The organism is Labrenzia sp. VG12, assembly GCF_002237595.1.
Classification (GTDB): domain Bacteria; phylum Pseudomonadota; class Alphaproteobacteria; order Rhizobiales; family Stappiaceae; genus Roseibium.
Genome location: NZ_CP022529.1, coordinates 1350534 through 1367432 on the forward strand (window position 1 = coordinate 1350534; position 16899 = coordinate 1367432).

Annotated in this window: 20 protein-coding genes; 5 read left to right on the top strand and 15 right to left on the bottom strand. The window is 59.5% G+C overall.

The window, feature by feature from the left end; translation table 11 throughout:
* Position 1 precedes the first annotated feature (1 nt).
* From ntrC to dusB, 3 genes are read right to left on the bottom strand one after another with little or no spacing between them, the layout of a single operon-like run.
* Complete coding sequence (gene ntrC, locus CHH27_RS06150) at positions 2–1441, bottom strand: nitrogen regulation protein NR(I) (RefSeq protein WP_094070808.1); 1440 nt, start codon at positions 1439–1441, stop codon at positions 2–4.
* A 2-nt stretch (positions 1442–1443) separates the two neighbouring features.
* A complete protein-coding gene (locus tag CHH27_RS06155; RefSeq protein WP_094070809.1) occupies positions 1444–2595 on the bottom strand; it encodes a nitrogen regulation protein NR(II) in 1152 nt (383 codons plus the stop codon).
* Positions 2592–3599, bottom strand: coding sequence for a tRNA dihydrouridine synthase DusB (dusB, locus tag CHH27_RS06160; RefSeq protein WP_094070810.1), 1008 nt, complete (start codon positions 3597–3599; stop codon positions 2592–2594). Before dusB ends, CHH27_RS06155 begins: the two co-directional genes overlap by 4 nt.
* Positions 3600–3927: 328 nt before the next feature.
* On the opposite strand from dusB, the gene CHH27_RS06165 reads away from it, so the two are divergent.
* The 5 genes from CHH27_RS06165 to CHH27_RS06185 all read left to right on the top strand — a co-directional run bounded on the left by CHH27_RS06165 (position 3928) and on the right by CHH27_RS06185 (position 7444).
* The gene (locus CHH27_RS06165; RefSeq protein ID WP_094070811.1) at positions 3928–5181 is read left to right on the top strand and encodes a bifunctional 2-C-methyl-D-erythritol 4-phosphate cytidylyltransferase/2-C-methyl-D-erythritol 2,4-cyclodiphosphate synthase; all 1254 of its coding nucleotides are present in this window, start codon (positions 3928–3930) and stop codon (positions 5179–5181) included.
* Positions 5182–5184: 3 nt separating this feature from the next.
* On the top strand, positions 5185–5694 hold the full coding sequence (locus tag CHH27_RS06170) for a CinA family protein (RefSeq protein WP_094070812.1): 510 nt from the start codon (positions 5185–5187) through the stop codon (positions 5692–5694).
* Positions 5695–5797: 103 nt separating this feature from the next.
* Positions 5798–6268 carry a hypothetical protein gene (locus CHH27_RS06175; RefSeq protein ID WP_157738741.1) on the top strand — a complete coding sequence of 157 codons (471 nt, stop codon included), beginning with the start codon at positions 5798–5800 and terminating at the stop codon, positions 6266–6268.
* Between the two features lie 165 nt (positions 6269–6433).
* Positions 6434–6907, top strand: coding sequence for a hypothetical protein (locus CHH27_RS06180; protein ID WP_094074552.1), 474 nt, complete (start codon positions 6434–6436; stop codon positions 6905–6907).
* 102 nt (positions 6908–7009) lie between these two features.
* Positions 7010–7444, top strand: a complete 435-nt coding sequence (locus CHH27_RS06185; protein WP_094070814.1) for a hypothetical protein — start codon at positions 7010–7012, stop codon at positions 7442–7444.
* 188 nt (positions 7445–7632) lie between these two features.
* Here CHH27_RS06185 and CHH27_RS06190 read toward each other — a convergent pair whose 3' ends face one another.
* The 12 genes from CHH27_RS06190 to pdhA all read right to left on the bottom strand — a co-directional run bounded on the left by CHH27_RS06190 (position 7633) and on the right by pdhA (position 16847).
* Complete coding sequence (locus tag CHH27_RS06190) at positions 7633–8085, bottom strand: type II toxin-antitoxin system RatA family toxin (RefSeq protein ID WP_094070815.1); 453 nt, start codon at positions 8083–8085, stop codon at positions 7633–7635.
* Positions 8086–8114: 29 nt separating this feature from the next.
* Positions 8115–9089 carry a lipoyl synthase gene (lipA, locus tag CHH27_RS06195; protein ID WP_094070816.1) on the bottom strand — a complete coding sequence of 325 codons (975 nt, stop codon included), beginning with the start codon at positions 9087–9089 and terminating at the stop codon, positions 8115–8117.
* A 56-nt stretch (positions 9090–9145) separates the two neighbouring features.
* Positions 9146–9571: a thioesterase family protein gene (locus CHH27_RS06200; RefSeq protein WP_094070817.1), complete on the bottom strand. Its 426-nt coding sequence runs from the start codon at positions 9569–9571 to the stop codon at positions 9146–9148.
* Entirely contained in the window at positions 9568–9939 is a 372-nt protein-coding gene (locus tag CHH27_RS06205; RefSeq protein WP_208988602.1) for a gamma-glutamylcyclotransferase, read from the bottom strand. Before CHH27_RS06205 ends, CHH27_RS06200 begins: the two co-directional genes overlap by 4 nt.
* A 15-nt stretch (positions 9940–9954) precedes the next feature.
* The gene (locus CHH27_RS06210) at positions 9955–10194 is read right to left on the bottom strand and encodes a GlsB/YeaQ/YmgE family stress response membrane protein (protein ID WP_094070818.1); all 240 of its coding nucleotides are present in this window, start codon (positions 10192–10194) and stop codon (positions 9955–9957) included.
* An 8-nt stretch (positions 10195–10202) separates the two neighbouring features.
* Entirely contained in the window at positions 10203–10529 is a 327-nt protein-coding gene (locus tag CHH27_RS06215) for a hypothetical protein (protein WP_198338362.1), read from the bottom strand.
* 292 nt (positions 10530–10821) lie between these two features.
* The gene (locus CHH27_RS06220; RefSeq protein WP_094070820.1) at positions 10822–11070 is read right to left on the bottom strand and encodes a GlsB/YeaQ/YmgE family stress response membrane protein; all 249 of its coding nucleotides are present in this window, start codon (positions 11068–11070) and stop codon (positions 10822–10824) included.
* Between the two features lie 122 nt (positions 11071–11192).
* Positions 11193–11471: a hypothetical protein gene (locus CHH27_RS06225; protein ID WP_094070821.1), complete on the bottom strand. Its 279-nt coding sequence runs from the start codon at positions 11469–11471 to the stop codon at positions 11193–11195.
* 52 nt (positions 11472–11523) lie between these two features.
* Positions 11524–12972, bottom strand: a complete 1449-nt coding sequence (gene lpdA, locus CHH27_RS06230; protein ID WP_094070822.1) for a dihydrolipoyl dehydrogenase — start codon at positions 12970–12972, stop codon at positions 11524–11526.
* A gap of 77 nt (positions 12973–13049) precedes the next feature.
* Entirely contained in the window at positions 13050–14381 is a 1332-nt protein-coding gene (locus CHH27_RS06235) for a pyruvate dehydrogenase complex dihydrolipoamide acetyltransferase (RefSeq protein WP_094070823.1), read from the bottom strand.
* A gap of 16 nt (positions 14382–14397) precedes the next feature.
* Positions 14398–15783: a pyruvate dehydrogenase complex E1 component subunit beta gene (locus tag CHH27_RS06240; RefSeq protein WP_094070824.1), complete on the bottom strand. Its 1386-nt coding sequence runs from the start codon at positions 15781–15783 to the stop codon at positions 14398–14400.
* 14 nt (positions 15784–15797) lie between these two features.
* Positions 15798–16847, bottom strand: coding sequence for a pyruvate dehydrogenase (acetyl-transferring) E1 component subunit alpha (gene pdhA / locus CHH27_RS06245; protein WP_094070825.1), 1050 nt, complete (start codon positions 16845–16847; stop codon positions 15798–15800).
* Positions 16848–16899: the final 52 nt, after the last annotated feature.

The following is a 16899-nucleotide window of genomic DNA, read 5'->3' on the forward strand; positions in this document are numbered from 1 at the left end:
ACTACCGGCTCAGCCGCATCACCTGGACATCGAGGTCCCGGATCTTCTTGCGCAGCGTGTTGCGGTTGACCCCCAGAAGCTCGGCCGCCTTGATCTGATTGCCGCGTGTCGCCGCCAGAGCAGCACTGATCAACGGATATTCGACCTCGCGCAGGATGCGGTGATAGAGGCCGGGAGGTGGCAAGGCTTCGCCAAACGTGTCGAAATATCCCGCCAGATAGCGTTCAACTGAGTTGCCAAGATTGATGTTTTCCGAAGCTTCCTCTTCCATCTGGGAGACTGTCGGCTGGCTGAGTTCCTGTTCCAGAAGGACTTCACTGATGACATCCTGCGGATAGAGCGCAGCCAGTCTTCTCACCAGGTTTTCCAGTTCGCGCACGTTGCCAGGCCAGCGGTAGCGCCGCAGCAGGTTCAAGGCGCCCTGGTCGATCTGCTTGGCAGGAAGACCTTCCTTTTCCACCAGGGTAAAGAAATGCCGGACCAGATCCGGAATGTCCTCAACGCGCTCGCGCAGCGGTGGCAACCGGATCGGTACGACATTCAGACGGAAATAGAGATCTTCCCGGAAGAGGCCCTGGTTGATCAGGTGCCTGAGGTCCTTGTTCGTCGCTGCTATGATCCGGACATCGGTCTTGATCGGCGTGCGGCCACCAACCGTCGTGTATTCCCCCTGCTGGAGAACACGCAGCAAACGGGTTTGCGCCTCCATCGGCATGTCGCCGATTTCATCGAGAAACAGCGTTCCGCCGTCGGCCTGTTCGAAGCGGCCTGAGCTGCGGTTCTGTGCGCCGGTAAACGCGCCCTTCTCGTGGCCGAACAACTCCGCCTCGATCAGGTCCCGGGGAATGGCTGCCATGTTGATGGCAACAAATGGCCCGTTGCGGCGTTTGCCATAGTCATGCAGGGCACGGGCAACGAGCTCCTTGCCCGTTCCCGACTCGCCATTGATCATGACCGTGAGATCGGTCTGCATCAGCCGCGCCAGAACCCGGTAGATCTCCTGCATGGCGGGAGACCGCCCGACAAGAGGCATGCCCTCGCCTGTGTCTTCGAGGTCGACGGCGGGTTTTCTCTTCGGCTCTTCCAGCGCCCGCTGGACGATGCTGGTCAGTTCCTTCAGGTCAAAGGGCTTTGGAAGATACTCGTATGCGCCTTTTTCAGACGCCTTGATTGCGGTCATGAACGTGTTCTGCGCGCTCATCACCAGAACCGGCAGTTCCGGCCGCATTTTCTTCATGCGCGGCAGCACGTCGAAAATGTTTTCATCGGGCATCACCACGTCCGTAATCACCAGGTCGCCGTCGCCGGAGGACACCCACCGCCACAGGGTCGAGGCGTTGGACGTCAGCCGGACGGTATAACCGGCACGGGACAGGGCCTGATTGAGAACCGTGCGGATGGCCGCATCATCATCAGCAACTAAAATCGTGCCGCTTGGCATGGTCAAATCGTTCCCTTGCTGGACGGGGTCGGCAGCGCCTCCCCTTCACCCGTGAATGCAGGCATCAGGATCCGGAAAACGGTTTTGTGGCGCTGGCTGTCACATTCAATGACGCCGCCATGATCACCTATGATCTTGGCAACCAGTGCCAGGCCGAGGCCGGAACCGTTGGTCTTGGTTGAGATGAATGGCTCGAAGAGATGCGGCAGAAGATCGTCCGGCACACCGGGGCCGTTGTCCTGCACGCAGAACTCCAATGGCAAGCTGACCTTGTCATCGGTGCCCGGCACCGACAGCCGCACGCCGGGGCGGAATGCGGTCGACACCTTGATCTCGCCGTCAGGATCGTCACCGATTGCCTCGCAGGCATTCTTGATGAGATTCAGAAAGACCTGGATCAGCTGATCCTTGTTGGCAAACACGGCCGGCAGCGATGGGTCATAGACCTCGACAATGCGCTTGTCGCGCGCAAAACCGGAATCGGCCAGCCGCTTCACATGGTCGAGAACGATATGAATGTTGACCGGTTCGCGTTCGATAGGCCGCTCGTCCGAGAAGACTTCCATCCGGTCAACCAGTTTCACGATCCGGTCGGTCTCGTCCATGATCAATCGCGTCAAGGCCCGGTCTTCGGCAGGCACCGACTGTTCAATCAGCTGAGCGGCGCCGCGAATGCCCGACAGCGGATTCTTGATCTCGTGCGCCAGCATGGCCGCAAGTCCCGTGACGGTGCGCGCCGCGCCCCTGGAAGTCAGCTGACGGTCAATTTTTTCCGCCATGGTTCGTTCCTGGAACATCAGGACAACAGCGCCGGGCCGGTCTGACACCGGCGCGGCATTGATATCAACCACCTTGGGGGCACCGATGCGCGGAGACCCAATATCAACCTTGTACTCGTTGACCGGAGCAGCCCGTTCGCGCACCTGATCGATCAGGGTCAGCAGCGGGCTGCCAAAGGGAACAAAGTCGCTGATCGGATGACGGCGGAGCACCGATACACTGGAGCGCATGAAAATCTCGGCTGCCATATTCGCCGATTCAATCACGCCATCGGGCGCCACCAGCAGCACAGGATGAGGAAGCGCGTCCAGAATGATGGGCCCGTCGCTGGCAAGAGCGGCCGTCCGGCCGGAAGGAGACGCAAGATCCGTCAAGCTGCAGTCCGTTCGTTTGTAATGGGGAACCACTCGTTTACCAGCCGGATCACGTCTGCCGGCTGCTTCGAGGTCATCAGGGTTTGTCGAATAGCGGTCGGGATATGGCCTTCCCCAGCTGACTGGGCGATATCGAGATACCAGCCGAGATGTTTACGCGCGATCCGCAAGCCGCCGTCTTCACCGTAGTGGCCCAACAGCGCCTCGTAATGTTCGATCACCAGATCGGCCAGCTCGCGACCAACAGGTTCTGCAAGACGCTCCCCCGTTGCCAGAAAATGGCCGACATGGCCCGGCAGCCACGGCCGGCCATAGGCTCCGCGTCCGATCATGACGCCGTCCGCTCCCGACTGCTCGAGCATGGTCAACGCGTCGTCAAATCCCCTGCAGTCGCCATTGGCGATCAGCGGCACCGAAATGGCGTCCTTGACCGCCGCAATTGCCGGCCAATCCGCCCTGCCCTTGTAGAACTGACAGCGGGTGCGGCCATGCACGGTGATCAGCTGAATGCCTGCCGTCTCAGCCCGGCGTGCAAGCTCCGGAGCATTGATGGACTTGTCGTCCCAACCAAGGCGCATCTTGAGGGTAACCGGCAGATCGACAGCTTCGACCGTGGCTTCGATCAACGTCAGGGCATGGTCAAGATCGCGCATCAGCGCGGATCCGGAATAGCCGGACGTGACTTTTTTGGCGGGACAGCCCATGTTGATGTCGATGACGTCGGCGCCCAGATCGGCAATGACCTTCGCAGCCTCCCCCATCCAGCGGGCTTCCCGTCCTGCAAGCTGCACCACATGCAGGCCATTTCCCTGCGCCTCGGCACGCATCTGCGTTTCGGCATCACCACGTACAAAAGATTCGCTGGCGACCATCTCGCTGACGACCATGCCGGCGCCAAATCGCGCCGCCAGTCTGCGGAATGGCAGATCGGAAACTCCGGACATCGGAGCCAGCACAGCCAGATTTGGCAATTGATGCCGGCCTATTGACAGTGATTTGGTCATCAGGGGTTCAAAGTCTCTGCTTTGCTTAATGACTGTGCATTTTCTAATCTGCCTATATTGTAGACAAATATCGCATTGCAACAAGTCAAAAATTTCGGTTCAAACAAGTTCTTCAGGTTGGCGGTACGACAAAACATTCAGGAAGTGCCTGGCCATCCCTTGAAACCAAAGGAACTCGCGCTGGCCGACCGCCTCCGACCGACCTTCAGTTTCAGAAGAGTGACGAGCAAATATGTGTTTCCAGTGTGGTTTTCGGGTCTGAAATACGCTACGGCGAAGGCTGCCTTTTGGCGGCGACTTTCAGATCCACCATTCTAGGAGACCGCATATGACAAATCCCGCTGCTGCTCTGGTTGTTGCGGCAGGGCGCGGAACACGCCTGGCGGATCCAGACGATACACGTCCCAAGCAATATCGCGACCTTGCCGGCCAACCGGTGCTGACCCATACACTGAAAGCGCTCGGGAATCACCCGCGGATTGCCCGTTTGGTTACGGTGATGCATCCGGACGATGCAGCGCTTTACGACGAGGCAGTTTCCGAATTGCCCCCGGCCATCATTGCCAAGCTTGAGCCTGCGGTTGCAGGCGGTGCAACGCGGCAGCAATCCGTTCATGCCGGCCTGCAGGCCCTGGCCAACACAGCGTGCAACCAAGTTCTCATTCACGACGCTGCGCGCCCCTTTGTAACGACAGAGGTTTTGGACAGGCTTTTTGAAGCCTTGGACGATGGCGCAACTGGCGTTCTGGCTGCGGTCCCGGTTTCGGACACGCTCAAACGAGTTGACGCAAATCGGGTCTCCGTCGAGACAGTCGACCGGACGGGACTATGGGCTGCTCAAACGCCCCAGGCCTTCGAATTGGGAGGCATCCTCTCCGCGCACACCAGAGCAGCTGCGGCCGGGCGAGACGATTTCACCGATGACACGGGACTTGCGGAATGGGACTCAATGTCCATTGTGATAAGCGAAGGCGACCCGGCCAACTTCAAGATCACCACGTCCGCGGACTTGAAACGTGCAGAAATCCTGGCAAGGACAGGCGTCATGAGCGATACGACCAACACGCTCCGCCCCCTGGCGGATCTGACCGATATCCGGACCGGCATCGGCTATGATGTTCATGCGTTCGAAGATGGCACGGCCGTTGTACTGGGCGGCATTGAAATCCCCCACACCAGGAAGCTGAAAGGGCATTCGGACGCCGACGTCGTCCTTCACGCAATCACCGATGCGACACTCGGAGCAATCGGCGACGGCGATATCGGTCAGCATTTTCCGCCAAGCGATCCGAAATGGAAAGGCGCAGCCTCCGACCAGTTTCAACTTGATGCCATACGCCGGGTCGCGGCCCTTGGCGGACGGCTGGCACATATCGACGTGACCGTAATCTGCGAAGAACCCAAGATCGGCCCGCACCGCGAGGCGGTATGCAATTCCATTGCAACAATCTGCGCCATTCCGGTTTCCCGGGTGTCCGTGAAGGCAACGACGTCGGAAAAACTCGGCTTTACCGGCCGCCGCGAGGGCATTGCCGCGGTTGCCGCCGTCACCGTGCGCCTGCCCCTGGACGAGGAAGCCTGACTAATGACTGAAACTTCACCGCACAGCCTCGAAGATCTGGCACCGCTTGCCGAGAAGGTACTCGACGCCCTCAAGGCGAAGAACATGATGGTGGCAACCGCCGAATCCTGTACGGGCGGCCTCATCTGCGGTGCCCTCACCGAAATTGCGGGTTCCTCTGCCGCTGTTGACCGCGGCTTCGTCACCTATTCCAATGAAGCCAAGACCGAGTTGCTCGGCGTGCCGGCCGAGCTGATTGCAAAGGTCGGAGCTGTCAGCAAGGACGTGGCCATCGCAATGGCGGAAGGCGCCGTGACACGGTCCAACGCCGATATTGCGGTCTCCGTGACAGGCATCGCCGGCCCCGGCGGCGGCAGCGAGGCGAAACCTGTCGGCACCGTGCATCTGGCTGTGGCCTGCAAGGGCAGGCCGACCGAGCACCTGCATTGCTGGTTTGCGGACCAGGGACGCCGCTCGATCCGTCTTGCCACCGTACAAACTGCACTAATTTCAATATTAAATGCAGTTTACTGAGTAAACGGTCGTTAAGCCTTCATGGAGAACGCGCTGGTTTCCGTATTGGGAACCTTTATAGTCAGCAGTGTTGACCTATAGGGAATTCCAGACAGAAATCATCATGCTGAAACACGCGATTCTCCTTGTGACCGCCCTGCTGTGCGCAGGCGGCGCGGCCAAAGCCGACGCCGTACCGCAACCTGGCGATTTTTATCTGATCTCCCGCGATCGAAGCGGCCTATTTGTAGGCAGCCACAAACTCTTCCAGGGTTTTTCAGAGGGCCTCAAGCAGGTCGCCTATTGCCGGCGTGACTATTACGTGCGCAGCCACACCGTGGCCTGGACCCAGCTGGAAACCGAGCTCGGGCACACTGTGCGCGTTGAATACAATTTTGGCCGCGGCTGGCGCCCGATCTGCGACCACCCGGAGCGGCAGGTCACCCTTGAGGATATCGGCATCAATGAAAGTCCGCGCGACGTGCTTGCCGGTGAAGCCGACGGCGAACAGGGAAAGAGCCGCCTGTCGGCTATCGGAGCCGTGTTCCAGACGCGCGCGTCGGGCGAGGCAAACGCCACATTTCACACGAGATAACTCAATCGATTGGTTTCATTGCACTGAAAACCAGCGCGGAGAAAACTAGCTAAATTTTTAATAAAATCTTCCCGCCGTTAAACACGGGTTGGAGAGGCAAATCCGATAGGGTGTTTTCTGGCAGGTTACAACTCGCGAAATGAGTTCGCGATTCAGGAAATGGATATGTCAGTCCAGAAAACACTCCTTGCAGCAGGCGCGTTCTGCCTGGCAGGCACATTGGCGCATGCGGGAAATGAAATCCCCGTGGCCGGTGACACCTATATCATTTCCCGCGACGGTCAGAACTTTCGGGGGTCGCACCGTATCTACAACAGGATGTCCGACGGACTGATCGAAGTGGAATATTGCGGCCGGTCCTATTGGGTCCGCTATGCGACGGTCGCCTGGACTCAGCTCGAAGTGCAGCAAAACTACGTCGTTCGGGTGGAGTATAACTGGGGAAAGGGCTGGCGCCCGATCTGTGAGCATCCCGAAGAACAGGTGACGCTCCAGGGCCTTGGCGTTGAAGAGGATCCGCGCGTTGTCGTTCAAAACGACGGTGCTTCCATTCGCAGAATCAATCGCTTCGCCGTAATCCGTGAAGCTTTCCGGCCGGTAGATGGCGACAAGGCCGCAAAATCCTACCACGGAAACTGAGCATCCGCCGGGAGCGTCGTTTGGTAAGGCTCGGGTAAGTGGGAAACAGTATGATCTGAATCGAGAGGGGTCGCGGGGCGGCACTGAAAAGGGAAACCTGACATGAAACGCTTGTTTGCGTTCCTAGCGATCTTTGCGGTTGGCGGCCTAGTTCCCGCCGGAACAGCGCTGGCCCAAGGTGATTTCTACATCCGTTCCCAGTATTCCAACGGCACCTTCACCGGCTTTCATGAAATCCTGACCAAGCCGAAGGAAGGCTACCACCAGGCCCGCTATTGTGACCGCACCTTCTGGGTCTCCTCCACCACTGTTGTCTGGACAGAAGAAGAAGCCGCCGCCGGGCGCAAGCTGATCGTGGAAGAAAACCTTGGCAGCAATCGCAGGACCGTCTGCGCCGACTACGGCTCGTTTGCTACCCTGGACGATCTTGGCCTGAAGAAGCGGGAAGTCGAGCAGATCCGGAACAGAAACGAGCCTCTCGACATGAAATCCAGCCGCATCCGCGTCATTCGCGATGCCTTCAAGCAGTTCAAGTGATCTCTTGCATTGCTGCTCTGATGGGAGTTGCCCCCCTTCCTCAAGCAGCACGCCATGTTTGGGAAACACGGCGACGCAGTTTTGGAAGATCGGTGACACCTTCCAGAGCAACCGGCCCATCTTTCGAGACGCGCACAAGTGCGTTTTGCAGGTGACTTTCCGGTTTTCGATCAGATGTGGTTGCGGACCTAGGCCCCGTAGACCTCGTCCGCACGCGCTTCGAACGCGCTGGAAAACTTGCGGAACGCCTTGTCGAACATGACGCCCATCAGCGAGCCCAGGGTGCGGCTGCGAAACTCGTAGGAAATATAGAAGCCGACGGTGCTGGCGCCTTCCCCCACATCCTCGAAAGTCCATTTGTTCTCTAGATGCTTGAAGGGGCCATCGAGATACTCAACAAGGATGGTGCGCTCGTCGGGACGCAACTCCACCCGGCTGGTGAAGGTTTCCTTGAACAGTTTGTAGGCGACGGTCATGTCAGCGACGAGAACCGACCGCCCATCCGCTAGTTCCTTGCGCCCGCGCACATGCAGCCCCTGGCACAACGGCACGAATTCCGGATATCGCTCCACATCGGCAACCAGGCGAAACATGTCGTCCGCCGCGTGATTGACTTTGTGACTGGAGGTAAAACTGGGCATCGCGTCGAAGAGTCCAGATTGTATCTTTGTCAGTGGCCGAGCTTGGCCTTGCGGGCCGCTCTAAGCTCGGCAAAGTCCTCGCCTGCATGATGCGAGGACCTGGTCAGCGGGCTGGCGGACACTTTCAGGAAGCCCTTCGCGTAGGCGATGCGCTCATAGCCCTTGAACTGCTCCGGTGTTACAAAATCGATCACCGGATGATGTTTCTTGGACGGCTGCAGATATTGCCCGATGGTCATGAAATCGACATCGGCGGCCCGAAGATCATCCATCAGCTGCAACACTTCGTTCCGGACTTCTCCAAGTCCGACCATGATACCGGACTTGGTGAACATCTCCGGATCAAGTTCCTTCACTTTCTGAAGAAGCCGAATGGAGTGGAAATAGCGCGCGCCCGGACGCACCTTCAGATACTTGGAAGGAACGGTTTCCAGATTGTGGTTGAAGACATCCGGCCGGGCCTCGACAACGATCTCCAGGGCACCATCCTTGCGCAGGAAATCAGGTGTCAGGACCTCGATCGTTGTGGTCGGAGAAGCCTTGCGAATCGCCTGGATCACATTCGCGAAATGCGTTGCTCCGCCATCGTCGAGATCGTCCCGGTCGACGGAGGTGATGACGACATGCTCAAGACCCATGGCGGCCACGGCATCGGCGACACCCTGCGGTTCTTTCGGGTCGACCGGCCCCGGCATGCCCGTTCGCACGTTGCAGAAGGCGCAGGCCCGCGTGCAGGTGTCACCCAGGATCATGAAGCTGGCATGTTTTTTCGACCAGCATTCGCCGATGTTCGGGCAGCCGGCCTCTTCGCAGACCGTGACGAGATTGTTGTCCCGAACAATGCCCTTGGTCTCGCGGTAAACAGGTGACGTCGGCGCCTTGACGCGGATCCATTTCGGCTTGCGTTGCACCGGATTGTCCGGGCGATGCGCCTTTTCCGGATGGCGTGGGCGCGAGTCAGCAGATTGCTGCCGGCGATTGAGCGTGTCGACGATCGTAACCATGGGCCTTAAGTGTCGTTATTCCCTTGAAAGGTCAAGTCATAATGGTGCCAAGCCAGCTATGTGCTTAATGCAGGCCTGACGAGCTGTTCCAGCCGCGCGCGGGCCCGCGCCGTCAATGGATGAGACTTGCGCGTGGCCTCGTTCATCTGCACGATCACGGTGACGGCCCTGGCGACCGGCTTTCCGTTCTGGAACACCTGCTGAAACAGCTTGAACGAGCTGCGGCCGATCTCGTGCACGGCTGTTCCGATCTCGACCTCTCCCGGCCAGTTCACTTCGGCCAGAAAATCGAGTTCCAGACGCGCAATCACAAAGGCTGCCCCTTCATCGGCCAGCTCTTCCCCATAGATGACTTCCACACGGCCGGTTTCCAGAAAGGTCGCGAAAACCGCGTTGTTGACATGGCCCTGCCGGTCCGTATCGGCGTAGCGCAGTTTGTCTGTGGTTCGGATGGCAAAGGCCTTGAGCCCGATATCGGTCATTCCACCCCGTTCCCCTGATGCTGGCCGGCAATGACATAAATCGACGCCATCACCTCCCCGCCCTGGCAAATAACTGTCACGGATACGCGCTCGTAACCGCTGCCCTCGAACGCATCCAACCGCGCCCAGTGGTCCGGCAGATCATGAGATTCAAGAACATGGACCTCAATCTCGCCGCCAGTCTCTTCAAGGATCAGACCGGGATACCCCATGGCAGCGCCCCAACCAGCTTCAACCAGGCGCCCCCGCACGGCGCCGACGCACCAGGAGCCTGCGAGTTCTTCCACTTGGTGATGGTTGGCCCGCCCCGGCGCAAGCGTCCCGTAGGTCGCAAGGCGGGATTCAGCGGTGTGATCCGGCATTTTCATCGGCATTCGATCCGACTAGCCGCGTATTTTCTTCCAGAGAAACAGGAACAGGATCGCGCCGACCGTCGCCAGCACCAGCTGGTCAAAAATGCCTCCGGTGATCTGCAGGCGGAACATTTCAGCCAGTTTACCACCGATCAGCGCACCGATCAGACCGACCACCAGACTGCCAAGAAAACCACCCCGGCTATTGAGCACCCGGTGCGCCACCGCCCCCGCGATCAGGCCGATGATGATAGCGATGATCAGACCCATGTTTGCCTCTATCCGTCGTTGATCCAGGAAGCTGTCAGCAGGACGTTATTCGGCAATCCGATCCGCTTCAAGCTGTCACGGAGCATCTCCATGGAATGGCCTGCCAGTCCAGTCCCAACGGGTGTCAGATGAAATACCTCGTTCGGATTGTCGCGTGCATATTGAACGAATCGCTCAAGCGCCGGTTCGATCTCGGTCCATTCCAGGCGCTCAAGTTTCTTTCCCTTTGTCGGGATGGCGTAGGCACGGCCCGTAGGTCCTTCACCGACGCCCTGCTCTGCGCCAAAGTGCTTCTTTGCATAGAGTGCAGCGCCCTTGCCGTGACGCCCGGCCATGTTTGACCCAAATACGAAAATTGCCAAATCGATCTAACCCAAGCTTTTGCGCCGAGCGGTCAAAAAGGCGAAAAACCAAGGACCGCTGCGATCATCACATACATAGTTTCTGTCAATACGCCGGCCCCGTAGTCCGAAACCGGCTTTGCGCCAGGTGCCGCACCGACCAAACCGAACAAGAAGCCGTCGTAAAACATGTTCGGCGGCGACGCTCTCTTCCCCATTTCCCGGACAAAAGGTTCAATGGTTTAGGGAAGTACAAACGGGGCGATTATACCGCCGCAGCCCAATCTCAGGCGATCAGGCGCGCAAGCAAGACAACCACGATTGCACCAATGGCCGCAACGACGATTTCGTTCACCCAGACATTACCAAGATTGAGATTGATGCCGACCAGCTTGAACAGGAAACCGCCGACAAAAGCGCCGATCAGACCGGTGGCCAGATAGCGCACCAGACCGCCGCCGCCAACCACGATGCTTGCCAGCCACCCAGCCAGAATACCGATGGCGACCCAGACCAAAATTGCTTTGATATCCATAATCGAAGGCTCCCTTTGGCCCTGCACCCAATCAGCCTCACGTTACCCTATTCAGGGCGCGCGTCCAGCCCGGATATCCTGAAAATTGTCAGGTCATGCTCCGCAGGATCTATTGCGAAGGCTCAGCCTTCCAACTTCTCCGCAGCATCCGCAATCAACTGTTCCACTTCCGGGTCCCGGCACTGGAAATGCCGGTGGAGATCCAGCACGACAAGCGCCGGTGCAAGATCCCTGAGCGTCTTCAGGGCCGCCGCTCGAAGTTCAGGATCACCGGATTGCAGGAGCTCGATATTCTTGAGCGCAGCGAAGATCGTGCCCTTGCGGACACGAACGCCCTGGATGGTCGTGAAATCCTGGTCGTCCGGCAAAACGTCTTCCGGTCGTGTTCCCTGACCCGTCATTGTGGCGCTCCGAAAAAAGCCCCGGCAGAGCATCTGCCGGGGCTCGTCTCAATCAGGCATTCAGAACCTTGCCATAGGCATCCAGCACCGATTCCTTCATCATTTCCGACAGGGTCGGATGCGGGAAGATCGTGTGCATCAATTCTTCTTCCGTCGTCTCCAGGTTCATGGCGACAACAAAGCCCTGGATCAGCTCGGTCACTTCCGCACCGCACATATGTGCGCCCAGAAGCTCTCCGGTCTTCTTGTCGAAGATCACCTTGATCATGCCGTTGTCTTCACCAAGAGCGATAGCCTTGCCGTTGGCGTTGAACATGTAACGGCCGACACGAATGTCCCGTCCCTGTTCCTTGGCCTTGGCTTCGGTGAGACCAACGGAGGCGACCTGCGGGTTGCAATAGGTGCAGCCCGGGATCTTGCCATGATCCATGGCATGCACACCCGGCAAGCCGGCAATCTTCTCGATGCAGATCACGCCTTCATGCTCGGCCTTGTGGGCCAGCATCGGCGGACCGGCAACGTCACCAATGGCGTAAATGCCCGGGACGTTGGTCCGGCCATAATCATCGATGACAACACAGCCGCGGTCGGTTTTGACGCCAAGCGCTTCCAGGCCGATATTCTCGATATTGCCCTGAACGCCGACAGCGGAAATCAGATGGTCCGCCGTGATCTGGCTGACCTTGCCGTCCTTGGTCTCCACATGGGCGGTGATGGAATTCGCCGCCTTGTCGACCTTGGTCACCTTGGCTTCGGTGATGATCTTCAGGCCGCGCTTTTCCAGCGCCTTGCGGGCGAATTTCGAGATTTCCGCGTCTTCGACCGGCATCACGTTGGCCATCAGTTCCACGACCGTAACGTCGACACCCATGGAGCGATAGAACGACGCGAATTCGATACCTATGGCGCCGGAGCCCATGACGACGAGCGACTTCGGCATCTTTGCCGGCTTCATCGCCTCGAAATAGGTCCAGATCAGCTTGCCATCGGGCTCGATGCCCGGAAGGGCGCGCGGACGGGCGCCGGTGGCAACGATGATATGCTTGGCAGTGTAGGTGCCCTCGCCCTTGACGCCTTTCGGCACCGGGTGCTGTGGCTCGACCGCCGGCTTGGACGGTTTGCCGACAACGAGTTCGCCCGGCTTGGTGAGCTTGGCCTCACCCCAGATCACATCGATCTTGTTTTTCTTCATCAGGAAACCGACGCCGCCATTCAGCCGTGCGGATACGCCGCGCGAACGGGCAACGACATCCTTGACGTCGGCCTTCATGGTGCCTTCCAGCGTCAGGCCGAAGCTCTTGGCGTGATTGGCATGATCGAAGATTTCGGCAGAGCGCAGCAACGCCTTGGTCGGAATACAGCCCCAGTTGAGGCAGATACCGCCCAGATGCTCACGTTCGACAATGGCGGTCTTGAAGCCCAGCTGGGCGGACCGGATCGCGGTGACATAACCGCCCGGCCCGGAGCCGATGATGATCACGTCGTAATTGGTGTCAGCCATGGTGTTTTCCCCGGCACAAGAAGTCTTCAGTCAAAAACGGCGCGGCGTTGCCGCCGCGCCGGAGAGCTTGGCCGTCGTCAGACCAGCATGCTCATCGGATTTTCGATGTAGCCCTTGAAGGCCTTGAGCAGTTCCGCACCGAGTGCCCCATCCACGCAGCGGTGGTCGGTGGACAGCGTCACGGACATGACGGTCGCCACAGCCAGTTCGCCATCCTTCACCACCGGGCGCTTTTCACCGGCACCAACGGCCAGGATGGTCGCATGCGGCGGATTGACGACCGCGGAGAAGTTCTTCACGCCCATCATGCCCATGTTGGAGACCGCGGTGGTGCCGCCCTGGTACTCTTCCGGCTTCAGCTTCCGTTCCTTGGCGCGCTTGCCGTAGTCCTTCATTTCATTGGAAATGACGGACAGCGGCTTTTCTTCCGCACGGCGGATGATCGGGGTGATCAGACCGCCCGGAATGGAGACGGCAACGCCGACATCGGCATGCTTGTGCATGACCATGTTGTCGTCGGTCCACGAAACGTTCGCATCCGGAACATCGCGCAGCGCCAGGGCCAGGGCCTTGATGGTCATGTCGTTGACCGACAGCTTATAGGCCGGCTTGCCATCCTTGTCGGTGGCGGCAGCGCCATTGAGCTGCGCCCTGAGCGCCAGCAGCGCATCCAGTTCGCAGTCCACGGAGACGTAGAAATGCGGGATGGTCTGCTTGGATTCCGTCAGGCGCTTGGCAATGGTCTTGCGCATGCCGTCATGCGGCACGAGCTCGTAGCTGTCCTCGTCGAACAGTTTCAGAACCTGGTCCGCGGACGGGCCGGTGGCCGGAGCCGAAGCAGCGGCCTTCGGAGCTTCGGCAGCCGCCGGAGCGGCCTTGCCCGTTCCGGCCGCAACAGCCGCCTCAATGTCGCGCTTGATGATCCGGCCATGCGGGCCGGTTCCGGCCAGCGCTTTCAGGTCGAGACCGTTGAGCTGAGCCAGGCGACGTGCCAGCGGCGAGGCAAAGATGCGTGAGCCATCGGCTGCAGCCGGCGCCGGGCCGGCAGGTGCCGGAGCAGCCGGTGCGGCGGCCGGAGCCGGAGCAGCTGCTGCTGCCGGTGCGGGCGCGGCGGCAGAGGGGGCCGGTGCGGCTCCACCGGAGGTGTCGATGGAACTGGCGTCTTCACCGTCTTCCAGAAGCACGGCGATCAGTTCGTTGACCTTCACACCTTCTGTACCGGCAGCGACGACGATCTTGCCGACCTTGCCTTCGTCAACAGCTTCCACTTCCATGGTCGCCTTGTCGGTTTCGATCTCGGCGATGACATCACCGGCGGAAACCTGATCGCCTTCCTGAACCAGCCATTTGGCCAGGTTGCCCTCCTCCATGGTCGGAGAAAGGGCCGGCATGGTGATATTGATTGGCATATCCGTGTCCCTCGCCTCAGACTGTGTAGGTGACGGCCTTAACCGCGTCGATGACTTCCGGAACGCTCGGCAGGGCCAGCTTTTCCAGGTTAGCGGCGTAAGGCATCGGTACGTCCTTGCCGGTCACGCGCAGGATCGGCGCATCGAGATAGTCGAAGGCCTTTTCCTGAACCTGGAAGGCGATTTCCGAAGAGACCGAACACATCGGGAAGGCTTCTTCCACCGTAACGATCCGGCCGGTCTTGCGGACCGAGGCCAGCACCGTGTCGATGTCCAGCGGACGGATCGTGCGCAGGTTGATGACCTCCGCCGAAATGCCCATTGCGGCCAGCTCATCGGCTGCCTGCAGCGTGTAGGTCATGCCAATGCCCCAGGACACCAGCGTGACGTCGGTGCCGCCCCGCTCGACCTTGGCCTTGCCGATCGGCAGGACGAAGTCGTCCATGTCCGGGATCTCGAAGGAGTGACCGTAAAGGATCTCGTTTTCGAGGAAGATCACCGGGTTCGGGTCGCGGATCGCGGCTTTCAGGAGACCCTTGGCGTCCGCTGCCGAATAGGGCTGGATCACCTTCAGGCCCGGCACGTGAGCATACCAGGAAGCATAATCCTGGGAGTGCTGCGCACCAACGCGGGCCGCCGCGCCGTTCGGACCGCGGAACACGATCGGTGCGCCCATCTGGCCACCGGACATGTAAAGCGTCTTGGCGGCGGAGTTGATGATCTGGTCGATCGCCTGCATGGCGAAGTTGAAGGTCATGAACTCGACGATCGGCTTCAGGCCGGCCATGGCCGCACCAACACCGAGACCGCCAAATCCATGTTCGGTGATCGGCGTGTCGATGACGCGCTTGGCCGAAAACTCGTCAAGCAGGCCCTGGGTGATCTTGTAGGCGCCCTGATATTCGGCGACTTCCTCACCCATGATGAAGACATCCGCGTCCCGGCGCATTTCTTCCGCCATGGCATCGCGCAGCGCTTCACGCACGGTGGAGGACTTCATCGCGGTGCCGGCCGGAAGTTCCGGGTCTCCAGCGGGCTCGGAGGCAACCGGTGCGGCAGGCGCAGCAGGAGCTGCCGGTGCTGCGGGCGCTTCGGCAGCAGCCGGAGCCGGAGCGGCTGCGGGAGCAGCTGCAGCCGTGTCGATGGCACTGGAATCTTCGCCATCGGCAAGGAGAACGGCGATCCTCTCGTTGACCTTGACGTTGTCGGTGCCTTCGGCAACCAGGATCTTACCCATGGTGCCTTCGTCGACCGCTTCCACTTCCATGGTGGCCTTGTCGGTTTCAATTTCGGCGATCACGTCGCCTGCGCTGACAGTGTCGCCTTCGGCTTTCAGCCACTTGGCGAGCTTGCCTTCTTCCATTGTCGGCGAGAGCGCCGGCATCAAAATGTCAATCGGCATGATAATCCCCGGCGTTAGAGCAGAATATCGGTGTAGAGCTCGGAAGCATCCGGCTCCGGATCGGTCTGGGCGAATTCGGCCGCCTCGGCGACCTTCGCCCGGACGTCCTTGTCGATGGCCTTGAGGTCATCTTCCGTTGCCCATTCCTTTTCCAGAAGCCGTGCACGGACCTGCTCGATCGGGTCATGCTCGGTACGCATTTTCTGGACTTCGTCCTTGGAGCGGTATTTCGCCGGGTCGGACATGGAGTGGCCGCGATAGCGGTAGGTGATCATTTCAAGGATGTAGGGGCCCTTGCCGTCCCGGCACCATTTCAGGGCCTTTTCGGACGCGGCCATGACGGCGCGAACATCCATGCCATCGACTTGCTCACCCGGAATGCCGAAGGAGGCACCGCGCTGGGACAGGTCGGTCGTGGCGGAGGCGCGGGCCACGCTGGTGCCCATGCCGTATTTGTTGTTCTCGATCACATAGACGACCGGAAGCTTCCAGAGCTCGGCCATGTTGAAGCTTTCATAGACCTGGCCCTGGTTGGAAGCGCCATCGCCGAAGAAAGCCATCGCGACGTTGCCGTTCTCGCGATACTTGTTGGCAAAGCCGAGACCGGTGCCGAGCGACACCTGCGCGCCGACAATGCCGTGGCCGCCATAGAAATGCTTCTCCTTGGAGAACATGTGCATGGAGCCGCCCTTGCCTTTCGACAGGCCGCCGCGGCGACCGGTCAATTCGGCCATCACGCCTTTCGGGTCGAGATCCATGGCCAGCATGTGGCCGTGGTCGCGATAGCCGGTGATCATCTGATCGCCGTCCTTCTTGGCCATCTGCATACCGACGACGACAGCTTCCTGTCCGATATACAAATGACAAAATCCGCCAATGAGGCCCATGCCGTACAATTGTCCGGCTTTTTCCTCAAATCGGCGGATCAGAAGCATTTCGCGGTAGGCGTGGAGTTCCTGGTCCTTATCGAACTCGGTGATCGCAGGCTTCGCCTTCTTGGCAGAGCTGCGGGTCCGGCTTGTGCTCTTGGAGCTAGCGGAAGTGGTCTTTGATGCTGCGGCCATAACCCTCTTCTCGGCGTGACGTTTCCCCTAAGACAGGTAGGAGCAACTTATC

Bases quoted from the DNA above. Each gene is read 5' to 3' on its own strand.
- CHH27_RS06225 (WP_094070821.1), bottom strand. From the start codon at position 11,471: ATGACGGGTCAGGGAACACGACCGGAAGACGTTTTGCCGGACGACCAG.
- ntrC (WP_094070808.1), bottom strand. From the start codon at position 1,441: ATGCCAAGCGGCACGATTTTAGTTGCTGATGATGATGCGGCCATCCGC.
- lpdA (WP_094070822.1), bottom strand. From the start codon at position 12,972: ATGGCTGACACCAATTACGACGTGATCATCATCGGCTCCGGGCCGGGC.
- CHH27_RS06200 (WP_094070817.1), bottom strand. From the start codon at position 9,571: ATGACCGATATCGGGCTCAAGGCCTTTGCCATCCGAACCACAGACAAA.
- CHH27_RS06165 (WP_094070811.1), top strand. From the start codon at position 3,928: ATGACAAATCCCGCTGCTGCTCTGGTTGTTGCGGCAGGGCGCGGAACA.
- dusB (WP_094070810.1), bottom strand. From the start codon at position 3,599: ATGACCAAATCACTGTCAATAGGCCGGCATCAATTGCCAAATCTGGCT.
- CHH27_RS06205 (WP_208988602.1), bottom strand. From the start codon at position 9,939: ATGAAAATGCCGGATCACACCGCTGAATCCCGCCTTGCGACCTACGGG.
- CHH27_RS06235 (WP_094070823.1), bottom strand. From the start codon at position 14,381: ATGCCAATCAATATCACCATGCCGGCCCTTTCTCCGACCATGGAGGAG.
- CHH27_RS06180 (WP_094074552.1), top strand. From the start codon at position 6,434: ATGTCAGTCCAGAAAACACTCCTTGCAGCAGGCGCGTTCTGCCTGGCA.
- pdhA (WP_094070825.1), bottom strand. From the start codon at position 16,847: ATGGCCGCAGCATCAAAGACCACTTCCGCTAGCTCCAAGAGCACAAGC.
- CHH27_RS06210 (WP_094070818.1), bottom strand. From the start codon at position 10,194: ATGGGTCTGATCATCGCTATCATCATCGGCCTGATCGCGGGGGCGGTG.
- CHH27_RS06170 (WP_094070812.1), top strand. From the start codon at position 5,185: ATGACTGAAACTTCACCGCACAGCCTCGAAGATCTGGCACCGCTTGCC.
- CHH27_RS06175 (WP_157738741.1), top strand. From the start codon at position 5,798: ATGCTGAAACACGCGATTCTCCTTGTGACCGCCCTGCTGTGCGCAGGC.
- CHH27_RS06240 (WP_094070824.1), bottom strand. From the start codon at position 15,783: ATGCCGATTGACATTTTGATGCCGGCGCTCTCGCCGACAATGGAAGAA.
- CHH27_RS06185 (WP_094070814.1), top strand. From the start codon at position 7,010: ATGAAACGCTTGTTTGCGTTCCTAGCGATCTTTGCGGTTGGCGGCCTA.
- CHH27_RS06220 (WP_094070820.1), bottom strand. From the start codon at position 11,070: ATGGATATCAAAGCAATTTTGGTCTGGGTCGCCATCGGTATTCTGGCT.
- lipA (WP_094070816.1), bottom strand. From the start codon at position 9,089: ATGGTTACGATCGTCGACACGCTCAATCGCCGGCAGCAATCTGCTGAC.
- CHH27_RS06190 (WP_094070815.1), bottom strand. From the start codon at position 8,085: ATGCCCAGTTTTACCTCCAGTCACAAAGTCAATCACGCGGCGGACGAC.
- CHH27_RS06215 (WP_198338362.1), bottom strand. From the start codon at position 10,529: ATGGCCGGGCGTCACGGCAAGGGCGCTGCACTCTATGCAAAGAAGCAC.